This is a genomic window from Agrobacterium tumefaciens (genome assembly GCA_025559845.1).
Classification (GTDB): domain Bacteria; phylum Pseudomonadota; class Alphaproteobacteria; order Rhizobiales; family Rhizobiaceae; genus Agrobacterium.
The window spans coordinates 1,917,759-1,931,043 of sequence record CP048470.1; the positions used below are offsets into that span (position 1 = coordinate 1,917,759).

General features: G+C 57.2%; 12 protein-coding genes. 5 read left to right on the forward strand and 7 right to left on the reverse strand.

Annotation, left to right across the window (positions count from 1 at the left end; genetic code table 11):
• Positions 1–12: 12 nt before the first annotated feature.
• The 7 genes from FY156_25155 to FY156_25185 form a co-directional block, all read right to left on the reverse strand.
• Positions 13–912 carry a DMT family transporter gene (locus FY156_25155; protein UXS04740.1) on the reverse strand — a complete coding sequence of 300 codons (900 nt, stop codon included), beginning with the start codon at positions 910–912 and terminating at the stop codon, positions 13–15.
• Between the two features lie 158 nt (positions 913–1,070).
• Positions 1,071–2,825 (reverse strand): thiamine pyrophosphate-binding protein, encoded by a 1,755-nt coding sequence (locus tag FY156_25160; protein ID UXS04741.1) that lies wholly within the window; start codon positions 2,823–2,825, stop codon positions 1,071–1,073.
• Positions 2,826–2,895: 70 nt separating this feature from the next.
• The gene (locus tag FY156_25165; GenBank protein UXS04742.1) at positions 2,896–4,185 is read right to left on the reverse strand and encodes an FAD-binding oxidoreductase; all 1,290 of its coding nucleotides are present in this window, start codon (positions 4,183–4,185) and stop codon (positions 2,896–2,898) included.
• Between the two features lie 92 nt (positions 4,186–4,277).
• Positions 4,278–5,399, reverse strand: coding sequence for a cycloisomerase (locus FY156_25170; GenBank protein ID UXS04743.1), 1,122 nt, complete (start codon positions 5,397–5,399; stop codon positions 4,278–4,280).
• A 27-nt stretch (positions 5,400–5,426) separates the two neighbouring features.
• The gene (locus FY156_25175; GenBank protein ID UXS05244.1) at positions 5,427–6,188 is read right to left on the reverse strand and encodes an amino acid ABC transporter ATP-binding protein; all 762 of its coding nucleotides are present in this window, start codon (positions 6,186–6,188) and stop codon (positions 5,427–5,429) included.
• 8 nt (positions 6,189–6,196) lie between these two features.
• Positions 6,197–6,859 (reverse strand): amino acid ABC transporter permease, encoded by a 663-nt coding sequence (locus FY156_25180; protein ID UXS04744.1) that lies wholly within the window; start codon positions 6,857–6,859, stop codon positions 6,197–6,199.
• Positions 6,860–6,925: 66 nt separating this feature from the next.
• Positions 6,926–7,759: a transporter substrate-binding domain-containing protein gene (locus FY156_25185; GenBank protein ID UXS04745.1), complete on the reverse strand. Its 834-nt coding sequence runs from the start codon at positions 7,757–7,759 to the stop codon at positions 6,926–6,928.
• A 232-nt stretch (positions 7,760–7,991) separates the two neighbouring features.
• On the opposite strand from FY156_25185, the gene FY156_25190 reads away from it, so the two are divergent.
• The 5 genes from FY156_25190 (at position 7,992) to FY156_25210 (ending at position 13,283) form a co-directional block, all read left to right on the forward strand.
• A complete protein-coding gene (locus FY156_25190) occupies positions 7,992–8,891 on the forward strand; it encodes a LysR family transcriptional regulator (protein UXS04746.1) in 900 nt (299 codons plus the stop codon).
• 225 nt (positions 8,892–9,116) lie between these two features.
• Entirely contained in the window at positions 9,117–10,109 is a 993-nt protein-coding gene (locus FY156_25195) for an MsnO8 family LLM class oxidoreductase (GenBank protein UXS05245.1), read from the forward strand.
• 19 nt (positions 10,110–10,128) lie between these two features.
• Positions 10,129–11,466, forward strand: a complete 1,338-nt coding sequence (locus FY156_25200; GenBank protein UXS04747.1) for an LLM class flavin-dependent oxidoreductase — start codon at positions 10,129–10,131, stop codon at positions 11,464–11,466.
• A gap of 63 nt (positions 11,467–11,529) precedes the next feature.
• Positions 11,530–12,717 (forward strand): amidohydrolase, encoded by a 1,188-nt coding sequence (locus FY156_25205; protein ID UXS04748.1) that lies wholly within the window; start codon positions 11,530–11,532, stop codon positions 12,715–12,717.
• Between the two features lie 26 nt (positions 12,718–12,743).
• Positions 12,744–13,283, forward strand: a complete 540-nt coding sequence (locus FY156_25210; protein UXS04749.1) for a GNAT family N-acetyltransferase — start codon at positions 12,744–12,746, stop codon at positions 13,281–13,283.
• Positions 13,284–13,285: the final 2 nt, after the last annotated feature.

Genomic DNA, 13,285 nt, shown 5'->3' on the forward strand with positions numbered 1-13,285 from the left:
GTGGGCAGTTTGCTACGAAGGACACGACTGTTTTGGAGCCGATTTTCCTGCACGGCTTTCCCAGACAACAAGGAAAAGGCTTGAGCTGACAATCAGAAGCGCTCCGGCAAATACACTGGTAGAGGGGATTTCGGACCAGATTGCATACCCATAAACGAAAGCCCAGATCAGGCCGGTATATTCGGTAGGTGCGAGTGCCGAGGCAGGAGCATGCCGAAAGCCCTCGTAAAGGAGATACTGGCCGACCGTTGCGATCAGGCCCAATCCGATCATCAAGGCCCATCCCATCAGGTCAGGCGTTTTCCACAGCCATGGCAAGGACAAGGCACAGGCGATCGCAAACAGCAAACTTGTCGTCCACATCTGTGTCAGGGTGGTTTCGGTTCTGCTCACCAGGCGGATCAAAATTGTGCTCCATGCCCAGCAGAAACCGGCAACCACACACAGTGCAGCCGGGATCAAGCTCGGCGAATGGGTGGGATTGGCCGCAATCAGAACCCCTGCAAATCCACCGAGGCACGCGATCCATCTGCCAGCGCCAACCTTTTCTTTCAAAACCAGAATTGAAAGAAAAACCACGATGATCGGTGCAGAGAAATAAAGCGTAGTCAGTTCGGCAAGCCCGAGATGCCGTGCGGAATTATAGAAGAGAAGCCATGCCGTCAGCATCAGCATGGCGCGCACGACCACCGTGCCACGGTACTGGCTCTTCATGATCGATGGGTGCCGATAATATTGTGCGAGAAAGCCCGCAATCAGGGCGATGACGAGGCTACGCATGAACAGGATTTGCGGAACCTCGTAGTCGGCCACCAACCACTTAACGATGGCATCCTGGGCTGCAAAACATGCATATCCACCAGAGGCAAGGGCGATGCCGACAAGTGGGTTGGTATTCGTTGTGTTCGACATCGTCTCAACGTCTTTATAAAGATCTATTTGAGGCGTGTCTTAGCCGTTGGCTCGGCAGCAAGCCAGTGTCTCGATTGCCATTTTTTACAAGTCCTGACGAGACCTGGAACCGCGATGGAGGACCGGCTGCTGCACGGCCTCCTCGGACGCGTCAAACGTCAGAAATAACGGACCTCCTCGGCCTCGATGCTGAGTGGATCTTTGCCGCGTTTCGTCAGCCAGGAATAGACTGGCGGCACACGATCGGCGATCGATTCCACGTGGATGTCGATCAGGCAGGGGCCGTTCCTATAGGCGAATGCTTCGGAGAGTGCGGCGTCAAGCTCAGTTGAATTCGTCGCCGTCCAGGCCTTGACGTCGAAAGCCTCCGCGATTGCCTGCCCGCGTGGTGGCATGAAGTCGACACCGAAGCACTGGTTATGGCCTTTCAGCCGATGCAGTCCCTTGATCCACCCGAACGTGCCGTTGTTGAACAGCAACAGGATGGCTGGCACCTGCAACCGAACCAGTGTTTCCAGTTCGCCGACAGTCATCCCGAACGAGCCGTCGCCAAACATACCGATCGGGCGGCGTTCCTTGTCGGCGAACCATGCGCCGACGGTTGCCGGTAAAGCCGAGCCAAGGCCGCCGAATGCACGGGGAATTGCGATCCGTGTCCGAGCGTCGGTGAGTTTCAGGAAACGGGTCATATGTGGCGTAGGTGTTCCCGCGTCCGAATAGATATGGGCGGGCTTCCCATAGGCCTCTAACGCTTCATTGAAGCAGCGAACTGCACGCTCTGGTCTGAGCGGTGAAGCTTCAGAGCTTAAAAGGCTTTCGGCATTGTCCCAGAAATTTGCACGAAGATCATTCAGTTCATCAACCCATTCCTGGGTCCGACCATGATCGGCATCGGTTGGAGCCATTGCGATCAGGCGCTCAAGTACGAGGCGCGCATCGCCTTGGACGGAGACGACGTTCTCGTAGTTGTTGGCCATGATTTCCGGATCGATATCGATCTGGGCGACGCGCTTGTTCAGGGTGATCTTGGGGAAGGTCCAGCCGATGGTAACGACAGAGCCCATTTTCGAACCAACGAAGAGAACGAAGTCGGCGTGCTCCAGCGCCCAATTGGCATGAGGATGAAATCCGTTGTCGCCGATAACGCCGACTGCCAGGCGATGATCGTCCGGCATTGTGCCCTGTCCAGTCATGGTCGTGCAGACGGGAATGTTGAGGCATTCTGCGAGTGCGGTCACTTCGGGACCCGCGCAGGATCGGTTCACGCCGCCGCCTGAGACAATCAGCGGTCGACGGCTAGTTGTCAGCAACGACATCAGCGTGTCCAGCTTGTCTGGTGATGGCAGGGTAGGGTAGGCGGGGAACTGCTTGCATTCCGTTTCAACATGGAGCGAGATCCTGGCGGGATCGACATTCGCCAGCAGCATGTCCTCAGGGATTTGCAGGTGGACTGCGCCGGGTTTACCCGAACAGGCAACGCGAAATGCTCGGCGAATGATCTCTGGCAGCTTTTCCGCCGACTTCACCTGAACAGACATCTTCGTGATCGGATCGAACAGGCGCGCGCAATCGAGTTCTGTCAGAACGCCGCGTCCTTCACCCGGAAGAGGAATGTCGATGGTCAGCAAGATGACCGGCACGGACGACGAATTGGATTCAGCCACGGGCGGCAGCGAATACATGGCGCCGGCACCCGATGGGCATTCGAAAACGCCGGGTTTTCTGGTGAACCGACCGTAAGCATCGGCCATGTAGCCGGCAGACCGCTCATCGCGGGCCATAACGTGACGAATTTTGCCTTCCCGCTCCTGCAAAGCTTCATAAAGAGGGACGTTGGTGTCACCTGGCACGCCGAAGATGACTTCGACGCCATAACCGATCAGCATGTCCACTAGAATATCCGCGCCGCGCACAGCGATCTCCTTTTGTTTGTGAATCCGAGGTTGGACAACTTTCATCGCAAGATGTGATCCGCGATGACGCTCATGCATTCTTTCCGGCGAACCTGAATCGACGCGGCGAATAGCAACCTATCTCGTCGCCCTGGGGTTTACCGGAGAGCTGTTCAGCGACGATGCGGCCGGTAATCGGGCCAGTCGCAAAGCCGACATGTCCGTGGCCAAAGGCGTAGAAAACATCCGGGGAGCGCGAGGAGCGACCGATGACGGGCAGGCCATCGGGAGTAGACGGGCGGTGGCCCATCCACTTGTCTACCGAGATGTCACGCATCGTGGCCAATGCGGGGTAGGTCTTGCGCGCGTGATTGAGCAGGATCTCGACGCGTCGCCAGTTTGGCGGCGTGTCGACGGACGCCAGTTCAACCTGGCCGGAAAGGCGCAGGCCCTTCAGCGTGGGCGTATTGGCCATCTTGCCATCGCTTGGCATGACCGGATGTTGCGGTCCGCCATCAGCAAGAAAAATCACGCCGTGATACCCTCTTTCGCTCTCAAGAGGCACCTTGTCACCGGCCTGTCTTGCAAGGGTCTTGGACCAGGCGCCGGCAGCAACCACGGCCTGATCACATTCGATCATCCCATCGGTTGTCTCTACGCCGCGCAGCCGATCTCCATCAAACTTCAGTGCGTTTGCCCTGGCCCTGACGATGTGCAGGCCGCGTTTGACCGCAGTTTCGGCGATACGGGTGATGTAGGTTTGGGGATCGACGCAATGGGCGCCGTTTTCTGCCACAACGCCGAACGTATAGTGTCCGTCGAGGCCTGGTTCCCGTTTCAGAAGCGCATCCTTGTCGAGTTCTTTCCATTGAAGTCCCGTCATCCTGCGCAAATGCCACGCCAGAGCTTCCTTCTCGAAAGCCTGCCGGTCCGGATAGGCATAAAGGAGCCCCTCGCGACGGACGAGGTCTGCAACACCGACTTCGGAACTCAAGGCTTCGTGGCGATCCGGACTGTCCTTGAGCAGCCGGTTCAGGGCTCGTGCCGTCGCCTCTACCCGCGATATGGAAGCCCCTGCCCAGAGAAAGCGTAAAAGCCAGGGTGAGAGCCTCAAAATATGGCGCCACCGGATGACCAAGGGGCCATCAGGGTTCATCAGATATCCGGGAACCTGCTTCCAGAGCCCGGGCATGGACATCGGAACAACTGAGGCAGGGCTGATCCAGCAGCCATGGCCGTAACTCGCAGACTGCCGGCCACCCGGCTCGCCACTTTCCACCAGGGTAACCTGATGCCCTGCGCGAAGTAGCTCGAGAGCGCTACAGACACCGACGATACCGCCTCCGATCACGACCGTGTGCTTCGCTGCAGCCTTGGGCATGTGAATTTCCTGATAATGAGTCAACAGTTCACCCTCCCGCCGCAGATAGCCCGCGGTCGGCACTTCATCTCTTTGTCTTTCGACCTGTGGCGTTAGCGCTCTGCGATGACTTTCGCGTTGGAGCGCAGCGATTGCTCCGAAACCCGAATACCCAGCCCCGGACCATCCGGTACGATGACTTCGCCGTTACGGTTTTCGATTTTGACCTCCAGAACATCTTCGGTCAGCACGTGGTGCGGCATGTAGAATTCGCATCCGAGCGAAATGCCGGGTGTTGCGGCAATAAACTGGGTGCCAGCCGCAAGGGCCACACCACCTTCCCACAACGTGCCGCCATAGCCGGGAAGGCGGGCCGTATCGGCCAATGCCATCAAGGACTGCGCCTCAAGAAGCCCACCGGTTTTCATCAATTTGACCGAAATGGCGTCTGCTGCTCCAAGTCGGATGATTTCCATCAGGTCGCGCGTATCGAAGCAGCTTTCATCGGCCAGGATCGGCGTGTCCAGATCGGCCGCGAAAGATGCCATCGCCGCGAGGCAATCCCTTGGAACGGGTTGTTCAATGAAGGTTGGTCGAAACTGATCGACATCGCGCAACGTCTTGATGGCACCAAAAGGCTGGAGTGCCTGATTATAGTCAAGGCGAAGGTCGATGGTGTCGCCAAACGCGTTGCGCATGGCTTCAAGATGCGCAAGATCATCCTGATGCGATTTCACGCCGGTTTTCACCTTGAAGATGCGGTTGCCCTGGGGAACCATTTCTTCCATGCGTCGCATGTCCGCGCCGAAATCGGGATCGGCGATCGAGAAGGAGAGGGGGATGGTATCGCGGACCCGACCCCCAAGCAGATCGGCAATCGAAAGGCCTGATGATTTGCCGAGAATATCGAGCATCGCCGTTTCGATCGCGAGTTTCGCCTCGCCATGGCCCACCAGCACTTTTTTCATCTTGAGCGTCAACTCGCGGACGCGGTTGACCGGAGCACCGATCACCAACGGGCGAAGATAGATGTCGATCGCCGCGAACGCGGCTTCGGCTGTACCCGTAAACACCTCCCAGGGCGCAGCCTCACCCCAGCCAACCGTGCCGGACGAGGATGTCAGTTCGACCAGCACGCGTTTTACCGTGCCCTTGACGTTTCCCACTCCCTGCAGCCGAGCCATCTTGATCGGGCTTTCGATCAGGAACACGCGGAGTCTATCGATCGTTTCCATCTTGTCTTACCTGCAATCTTGGTCCGTTTACCTCGCGGCCGAACCTTTGTGAAAATGACTGAGAAATGTCTTGGTCGCGTCCATCTGCGGTGCGTCAATGACCTGTTGGGCGGTGCCTTCCTCGACGACATATCCATCGCGCATGAAGACGATGCGATCTGCGACTTCGCGGGCAAAGGCTATCTCGTGGGTCACGATCACCATCGTCATTCCATCTGCTGCGAGCTTTTGCATTGTCTGAAGCACCTCACCCACCAGTTCAGGGTCGAGCGCGGAGGTGGCCTCGTCGAAGAGCATGACTTCGGGTTGCATCGCCAAAGCGCGAGCAATGGCCACGCGCTGCTTTTGGCCGCCAGACAGGGTTTGCGGCGCCTGCTTGGCGCGATCAGCAAGCCCAACCTTTTCGAGTTGGAACATGGCAAGGTCCGTCGCTTCCTTCCGTCCCATGTGTTTCACATGGATCGGTGCTTCGATGACGTTTTCCAGCACCGTCATATGCGGGAACAGGTTGAAATTCTGGAAGACCATCCCCGTTCTGGAGCGAAAGGACGCCAGTGCCTTGATGTTCGGCTGCTTGACCGCTTTCCCAAATTCGAACGTCGTATCGCCGACACGAATGCGCCCGTCGTCGGGGGTAACGAGAAGGTTCATGCAGCGCAGAAGCGTAGACTTTCCCGACCCGGATGGACCGATCAGTGCCAGCACACCGCCTGGGTCAACCTTCACACTGATGTCCTTCAGGACCTCGAGAGGGCCGAACGACTTTCGCAGGTTCGAGATTTCGATCATTGGCGTTGTCATCGTGCCTCTCCCAGCTTGCGTTCGCGGTTGCGGACAAACAGTGTCAGCGGGAAAAGGATGATGAAGTAGGCTACTGCGATCGCCGTATAGGTCTCGAGTGGACGGAAGCTGTCGTGGGCTGCCATCTGTCCCTGGTAGACGAGATCGGGCACCGCGAGAACGGAGACCAGTGATGTATTCTTGAATTGCAGGATCGACTGGTTCATCAGCGATGGCAGCATGCGCCGCAAGGCCTGCGGCAGGACGATCCGGCGCATGGCGAGTGCCGGTGTCATGCCAAGAGCTGCGGCCGCTTCCGACTGCCCTTCATCGATCGATACGATCCCGCCGCGAATGATCTCTGCGTAAAATGCTCCGCCGTAAAAGGAGAGTGCCAGGAGGGAAGCCGTAACCGGTGTCATCTCGATCCCGGCGATGATCGGTAGTGCGTAGTAACACCAGATCAACTGGACAAGGATCGGCGTGCAGCGAAAGATCTCGATCACGGCAAGAGATATGCCGCGCAAAACGGAAAATCGCGAAAGCAGACAGATGGCTTCGATGAGCCCGACGGTCAGCCCGCCGATGATGATTGCGATGGTAAACCCGACTGTCACGCCGAGGCCCTGGAGAAGTAACCATCGGTACTCCCAAAGGGTCCAGAAATCCCATTCGTACATGATTCAAGTGTCCGGATATCAGAAGTCAGCTGGGGCAGCGGAGGATGGCTCCGCTGCGTTCGGATATTAGATCTCGAAACCGGCCGGGAAATCGGATTCCTTTACGCCAACAAGCGCCATGTTGCGAATGATGGCATCTTTGACGAAGCCGCTTGCGCGGTTGTCTTCGATCCACTTCGTCACGTGTGTACGCCAGGTCTGGTCTTCCTCCCGGCGGAAACCGGCATTGGACGTGGTCGAATCCAGAGGTGTCGGTAGAAGCAGCTCGCCGATCGACGGGTTCTTGGCGCGCAGGGACATGGCGAGGACCAGAACAAGGCACTGTGCATCGGCTCGCCTTGCCTGAAGAGCTGCGGTGGCGTCGCTTGCGGTTTTCAGGCGGGCGACCTCTGCTTTCGGGGCGTGGCGTGTGACCGCAGAATCGTGCGACGAGCCGGCGTCGACCGCAATGCGCATTTCAGGTTTGTTGAAGTCGTCCCAGGTCTGGCCTTCTACACCTTTGCGAACGATCAACGTGAACGCGTTCTTGAATACGGGGCCCGAAAAATCGATAACTTTCTGGCGCTCCGGTGTCGGGTTGAGGCCGAAAAAGACGTCGATCTTGTCGGCTTGCAGATCAAGCACCGAGTTGCCCCAGGTGGTCTCAGTGATGGAGAGTTTTACGCCCAGATCTTCCGCAAGCTTTGTGCAGATATCGATGTAGAAACCGCGCCAGCTACCGTCAGCAAGGCTCTTTTGATAATAAGGAGCCCCGTCCGCGACAGCGCCGATGCGAAGCACGCCTGAGGCTTTAACCCGCTCCAGAGAATCTGCGGCTAGGACCGGGGTGACAAAGGCGCCAATACCTGCGGCGGCAACGCCCATTCCAACCAACTTACTGAAATCTCTTCTTTTCATCATGTTCCCCTTTGTTTTGGGCATCGAATTCTGGTCGATGCCTCCTACCTGCAAAGTCTCTTTGCATTCGCACCGCGGCATCAACGACGTTCTCGCGACTGGCATCAACCGGCCGGGGTGTTGTTTGGGAGCGGATACTCGCCGGATAATTCTTGAACCAGGGGGAGGCAAAATAAAAACGTTGAAAAATCTCCTTTGCATGAATTAAATTCATGGTGAAAATCGGGGGAATGCGATGAGACGTTACCTTCCTTCTTTGGCATCCCTGCATGCCTTCGAAGCTGCCGCACGGTACATGAATTTCACCAAGGCAGCCGATGATCTTGGTCTGACACAAAGTGGAATCAGCAAGCAGATACAGAACCTTGAGGAGTTTCTCGGTGTCACTCTTTTTCATCGTTCCGGCCCTCGGCTTGTGCTGACGGAACTTGGCGCCAACTACTATCGTGACGTTGCACTGACGCTCGACAGGTTGCAGGAAATTTCAATCGATGCCGTGCGAGGACGCACGGTAGACAGCTCACTCATGATCGGCACGCACCCGACCTTTGCCGCACGCTGGTTACCGGAACGGCTATCATCGTTCATCGAGGCTCATTGCGACATCCCGTTGGAGATCACGACAACAACCCCCGCTATGGATTTCGAGACCACTCGGTTGGACGTGACCGTTCTTCGTGGGGCTGGCACGTGGCTTCATGCCCGAGCGATCGAACTGTTTCCGGAAACCTTGGCGGTCGTTGCGTCGCCACGCCTCATTCCGTTCGGGCAGAAGCTGCAACCGCTGGAATTTTCGAACTATCCGATGCTGCAAAACGCTGGCCGGCCGAGCCTATGGCTGAATTGGCTGAGGCTCGCCGGACTGTCCTATAGCGGCAGAATTCAAGGCACGCGGTTTTCAAATCACGAGATGATTATCAACGCGGCCCTTAACGGTATCGGCATCGCAGTGGTACCAACGTTCTATGTCGAGCGCGAACTGGAAAGCAAAGCGCTTCATATGCCTTTCGGAGAACCGATCCGGTCGGATGACTCCTATTTCGTGGTTTACCCCGAACGAAAGGCCCACAACGCCAACATCATCCTCTTTCGGGATTGGCTTCTTCGCCAAACGAAGAAGCCGGCACACAAATAGCGTTTTTGTAACGCGGGCAAGGGCCGGTTGATGCTTGAATTCAAGCTCGGAGCAATGATTGTCTGCGCCGCGGCAGCAAAAGACCTCACTGCAAATTGTTCGCTCCGTCTGAAAACCCGACAAAGATTTTCTCTCTTTCGGCAGGCAATCGGAAATTGCGCCCTTCATTGTCTATAAAATAAGTAGACTAATAAGCGCATGATCGAAACTGCCAGCGAGGCGACGATGTATGCATTGAGTCTGCTCGATAAGAGCCCGATCTCTTCAGAGGAAAATGCCGTCACGGCACTTTCCAATACGGTCAAGCTCGCAAGACGAGCGGAAGAGCTGGGTTATCGGCGGTTCTGGGTTGCAGAACATCATGGAAGCTCCGCCCTTGCGAGTTCGGCGCCTGAAGTGCTGATCGCCTGGATTTTGTCGAACACGTCTCGTATTCGCGTCGGTTCGGGCGGCATCATGCTGCAGCACTACAGTCCCTACAAAGTAGCAGAAGTGTTCAACGTGCTCTCGTCGCTGGCTCCGGGTCGTGTTGATCTCGGTGTAGGCAAGGCGCCAGGCGGATTGCCGCAATCGACGGCGGCCTTGCAAACGTATCATTCTTCCAAACCGGATTTTAATCAGCAGCTTGCTGATCTGCAGACATTTCTGGCCCATTCGCTGGATGCTGACAGATCAGTCGGGGCTTTTCCCGGTCCGCAGCCTCTGGTGGCTGCCGAGCGGTTTTTGCTCGGCGCAAGCCCGGACAGTGCCCGGCTTGCCGCAGCGCAGGGATGGGATTTCGTCTTTGCAGGGCATCTGAATGGCGATCCCGAAAATCTGAGGCTTAGTCTCGAAGACTATCGTGGCAAGAGTGGCGGCAAGGCGCCCATTTTGGCGCTGTCCGCCTATGCGTCCGAAAACGCTGCTGATGCGGCGGCGCTTGTTGGCGAACTGAAGGTGTTCAAGGTTTTCCTTGAAAACGGCCAATCAGCCAGCTTGGGCAGCCACGAACAGGCCGAAGAATTTGCAAGACAGGCCGGCTCAAGGGATTTCCGCATCGAGGAGCGCAAGCCGAGCGTACTGCATGGCACGCCGGATAGCATTCACGCGGAGCTGTCGCGACTTTCAGCGCTCTACCAGATCGAGGAATTCATTCTCGAGCCGCCGCCCGTCGGCGCCAACCGGCGGCTTGCATCCATAGAGCTTCTGGCTCGCCACCCCCTATCCGCGGCAGCGTAACGTCTTGAGGAGATATCCTATGGCAAATAAGATCAAGTTCGGCATCATGTTGCAGGGCGCCGGTGGTCACATGAACGCCTGGAGGCATCCAAGCAGTCCGGTTGACGCCAGCGTCAATCTCGACTTCTTCAAGACCATAGCTCTGAAGGCGGAAGCCGCCGGTATCGCATTCGCCTTCGTGGCAGACGGGCTCTATATCAACGAGAAATCGATCCCGCATTTCCTCAACCGTTTCGAGCCTCTGACGATCCTTTCAGCTCTTGCAACGGTGACGAACAGAATAGGGCTCGCAGGCACCGTCTCCACCTCGTACAGCGACCCCTTTACGATCGCCCGGCAGTTCGCATCACTGGATCTCATCAGCTGTGGACGTGGCGGCTGGAATGCGGTCACGACGCCACTTGAGGGGACCGCCAAAAACTACAGCCGAAACCATCCGGAACACGCGCTCCGATACGAGATTGCCGACGAGTATCTTGAGGTCGTCAAAGGGCTCTGGGACAGTTGGGATGATGACGCATTCACGCGCAACCGTGACAGCGGGCAGTTCTTCGATCGTGAAAAATTGCACACGCTCGGTCACAAAGGGCGCTTCTTTCAGGTTGAAGGCCCGCTCAATATCCAGCGCTCAGCACAGGGGCAGCCGGTGATCTTTCAGGCGGGGTCGTCAGATGCGGGCGTAGGGCTTGCCGGCAAACATGCCGATGCCGTCTTCACAAATGGCGTTTCGCTCGAGGACAACCAGACCTTTTCACGACGGGTCAAACAGGCTGCAGTCGCCCAGGGACGGTCCGCCGACCACGTCAAGATTTTTCCCGGCATTGGGCCGATCGTGGGCCGGACACAGGCAGAAGCCGAAGAAAAATACAACGTGATCCGCAATCTGATTTCGATAGATGAAGCGCTCGCCTATCTCGGTCGCTTCTTCGATCATCATGACTTCAGTGCCTATGATCTCGATGCGCCTTTTCCCGAGCTTGGCGACATCGGCAAAAACAGCTTTCGCTCCACCACCGACCGCATCAAGCGTGTTGCGAAGGAACAGGGACAGACCTTGCGGGAAGCGGCGCTTGGTGCGGCGACACCGCGCGAAGGTTTTGTCGGCACACCTGACGCGGTGGCCACAAAGCTCATCGAGTGGTTCGATAGCGGCGCGGCTGATGGCTTCATCCTCGGCTTTCCTGTTATTGCCGAGGGCTTTGATGATTTTGCCCGCCATGTTTTGCCGATCCTTGAGGAGCGCGGTTATTTCGACCCGGAGCTGAGGGGAGTAACCCTGCGGGAAAACCTCGATCTTCCCTACCGCCAAAGCGTTTATGCAGGCGTCGACGACGAGGCGGAGAAGGCCCACGCATAACGATCGGAACAGGTGAAACACCCGGCCGAGATCGGCTGAAGCCAACCTTCGGAAAGTAAAATCATGAACATCCATATTGACGGCGCGCGTCATCGCGACGACGCCGAACGGACAATCCATGCCTTCATCAGCGAGTTGGTGACGATCCGTCGGGACCTCCATCAGTATCCGGAGCTTTCCTTTCACGAGGGGCGGACCGCAGGCATCATCGCCAAATATCTTCTGTCCTACGGTTACGAGGTGACGGAGGGTGTCGGCGGCTATGGCGTCGTCGCCACCCTCAGGCGGGGGAATGGCGATAAACGGATCGGGATCCGTGCTGACATCGATGCATTGCCAATCGAGGAAGCCACAGACCTTGCTTATTCCAGCCGCAATCCGCGCGTCATGCATGCCTGCGGTCACGATGGACATACTGCCATTTTGCTCGGTGCTGCACGCTACCTAGCCGAACACGGGCGCTTTTCCGGCACATTGACGCTGATTTTCCAGCCTGCCGAAGAAGTGGGTGCAGGCGCGAAGAAGATGATCGAGGACCGCCTGTTTGAGCGTTTTCCGGTCGATGCGATCTTCGGTCTGCATAACTGGCCGGGGGTCAAGGCAGGACAGTTCGGCTTTGTCGAGGGACCAGCCATGGCCTCGGTCGATCAGGCTTTGATCCGTATCATTGGTCAAGGTGGGCATGGTGCCTCACCACACGAAACGGTCGATCCCGTCCTTGCCTCCGCATCCTTCATCACTGCGTTGCAGAGCATCGTTGCCCGCAATGTCGATCCACTAGAAATGGCGGTGCTGACGGTGGGCTCCATTCACGGGGGCTCTGCCTCGAATGTCATTCCTGACAGTGTCGAACTGAAGCTCACGGCGCGAGCCTATTCTCCGGCCGTCCGCGACAGGCTGGAACAGCGAGTGCCGGCGCTCGCCCGCGCCCAGGCTGAAAGCTTCGGCGCGGAGGCGGATGTGCAATATCGCCGCGGATTCCCTCCGGTGATCAACCACAGCGAGCAGACCCGTTTAGCGCGAGGCGTGGCAGAGGCCGTTTTTCCCGCTGAACAGGTTGCTGGCGATTTCCGGCCCCGCACGGCGAGTGAGGATTTCGCCTACATGCTTCAACAGCGACCGGGCTCCTATCTCTTTGTCGGTAATGGCGAAAGTGCCCCGCTACACAGCCCACTTTACGACTTCAACGACGACATTATCGCACCGGGCGCACTTTATTGGGCCCGTCTTGCCGAGACCTTCCTTTCATGACCGAACGAACCCGAGGAGTAAGCCACGTGAGTGATCGCTTTTATTACACGACACCCCTCGATCCACTGGCGCGGCCACTGATCGAGGAACTGACGTTCGAATACGATTCCCGATACGGCAGTTTTTATGATGCCGAAGGCGCGACGAAGGAGATGAACCGTTTCGCGCCGGAAGTCTTTGCGCCGCCGCACGGCAACTTTGTACTGGTCTTACGCCACGGGAAGGCAATTGCCGGTGGCGCCTTCATGCGACACGAAGATCACGGAACGTCCGAAGTCAAACGCGTCTGGACACATTCAGGCTATCGCCGCCAGGGGTTGGCAAAACGCGTTCTCGCCGAACTTGAAGAACAGGCTCTGCGACAGGGGTATTCGCGCATTTATCTGACCACTGGATTTCGTCAGCCAGAGGCGGTCGGCCTTTATCTGACCAATGGTTACACGGCGCTTTTCGACACCAGTGCGGATCCTGAAACCATCCGCAAGCTGCCTTTCGAAAAGTATCTCTCGGCAAGCCACTTCGTTACGAGCACGGCGAGCCAAATATCTCCCCGGCATGACATTTGAGG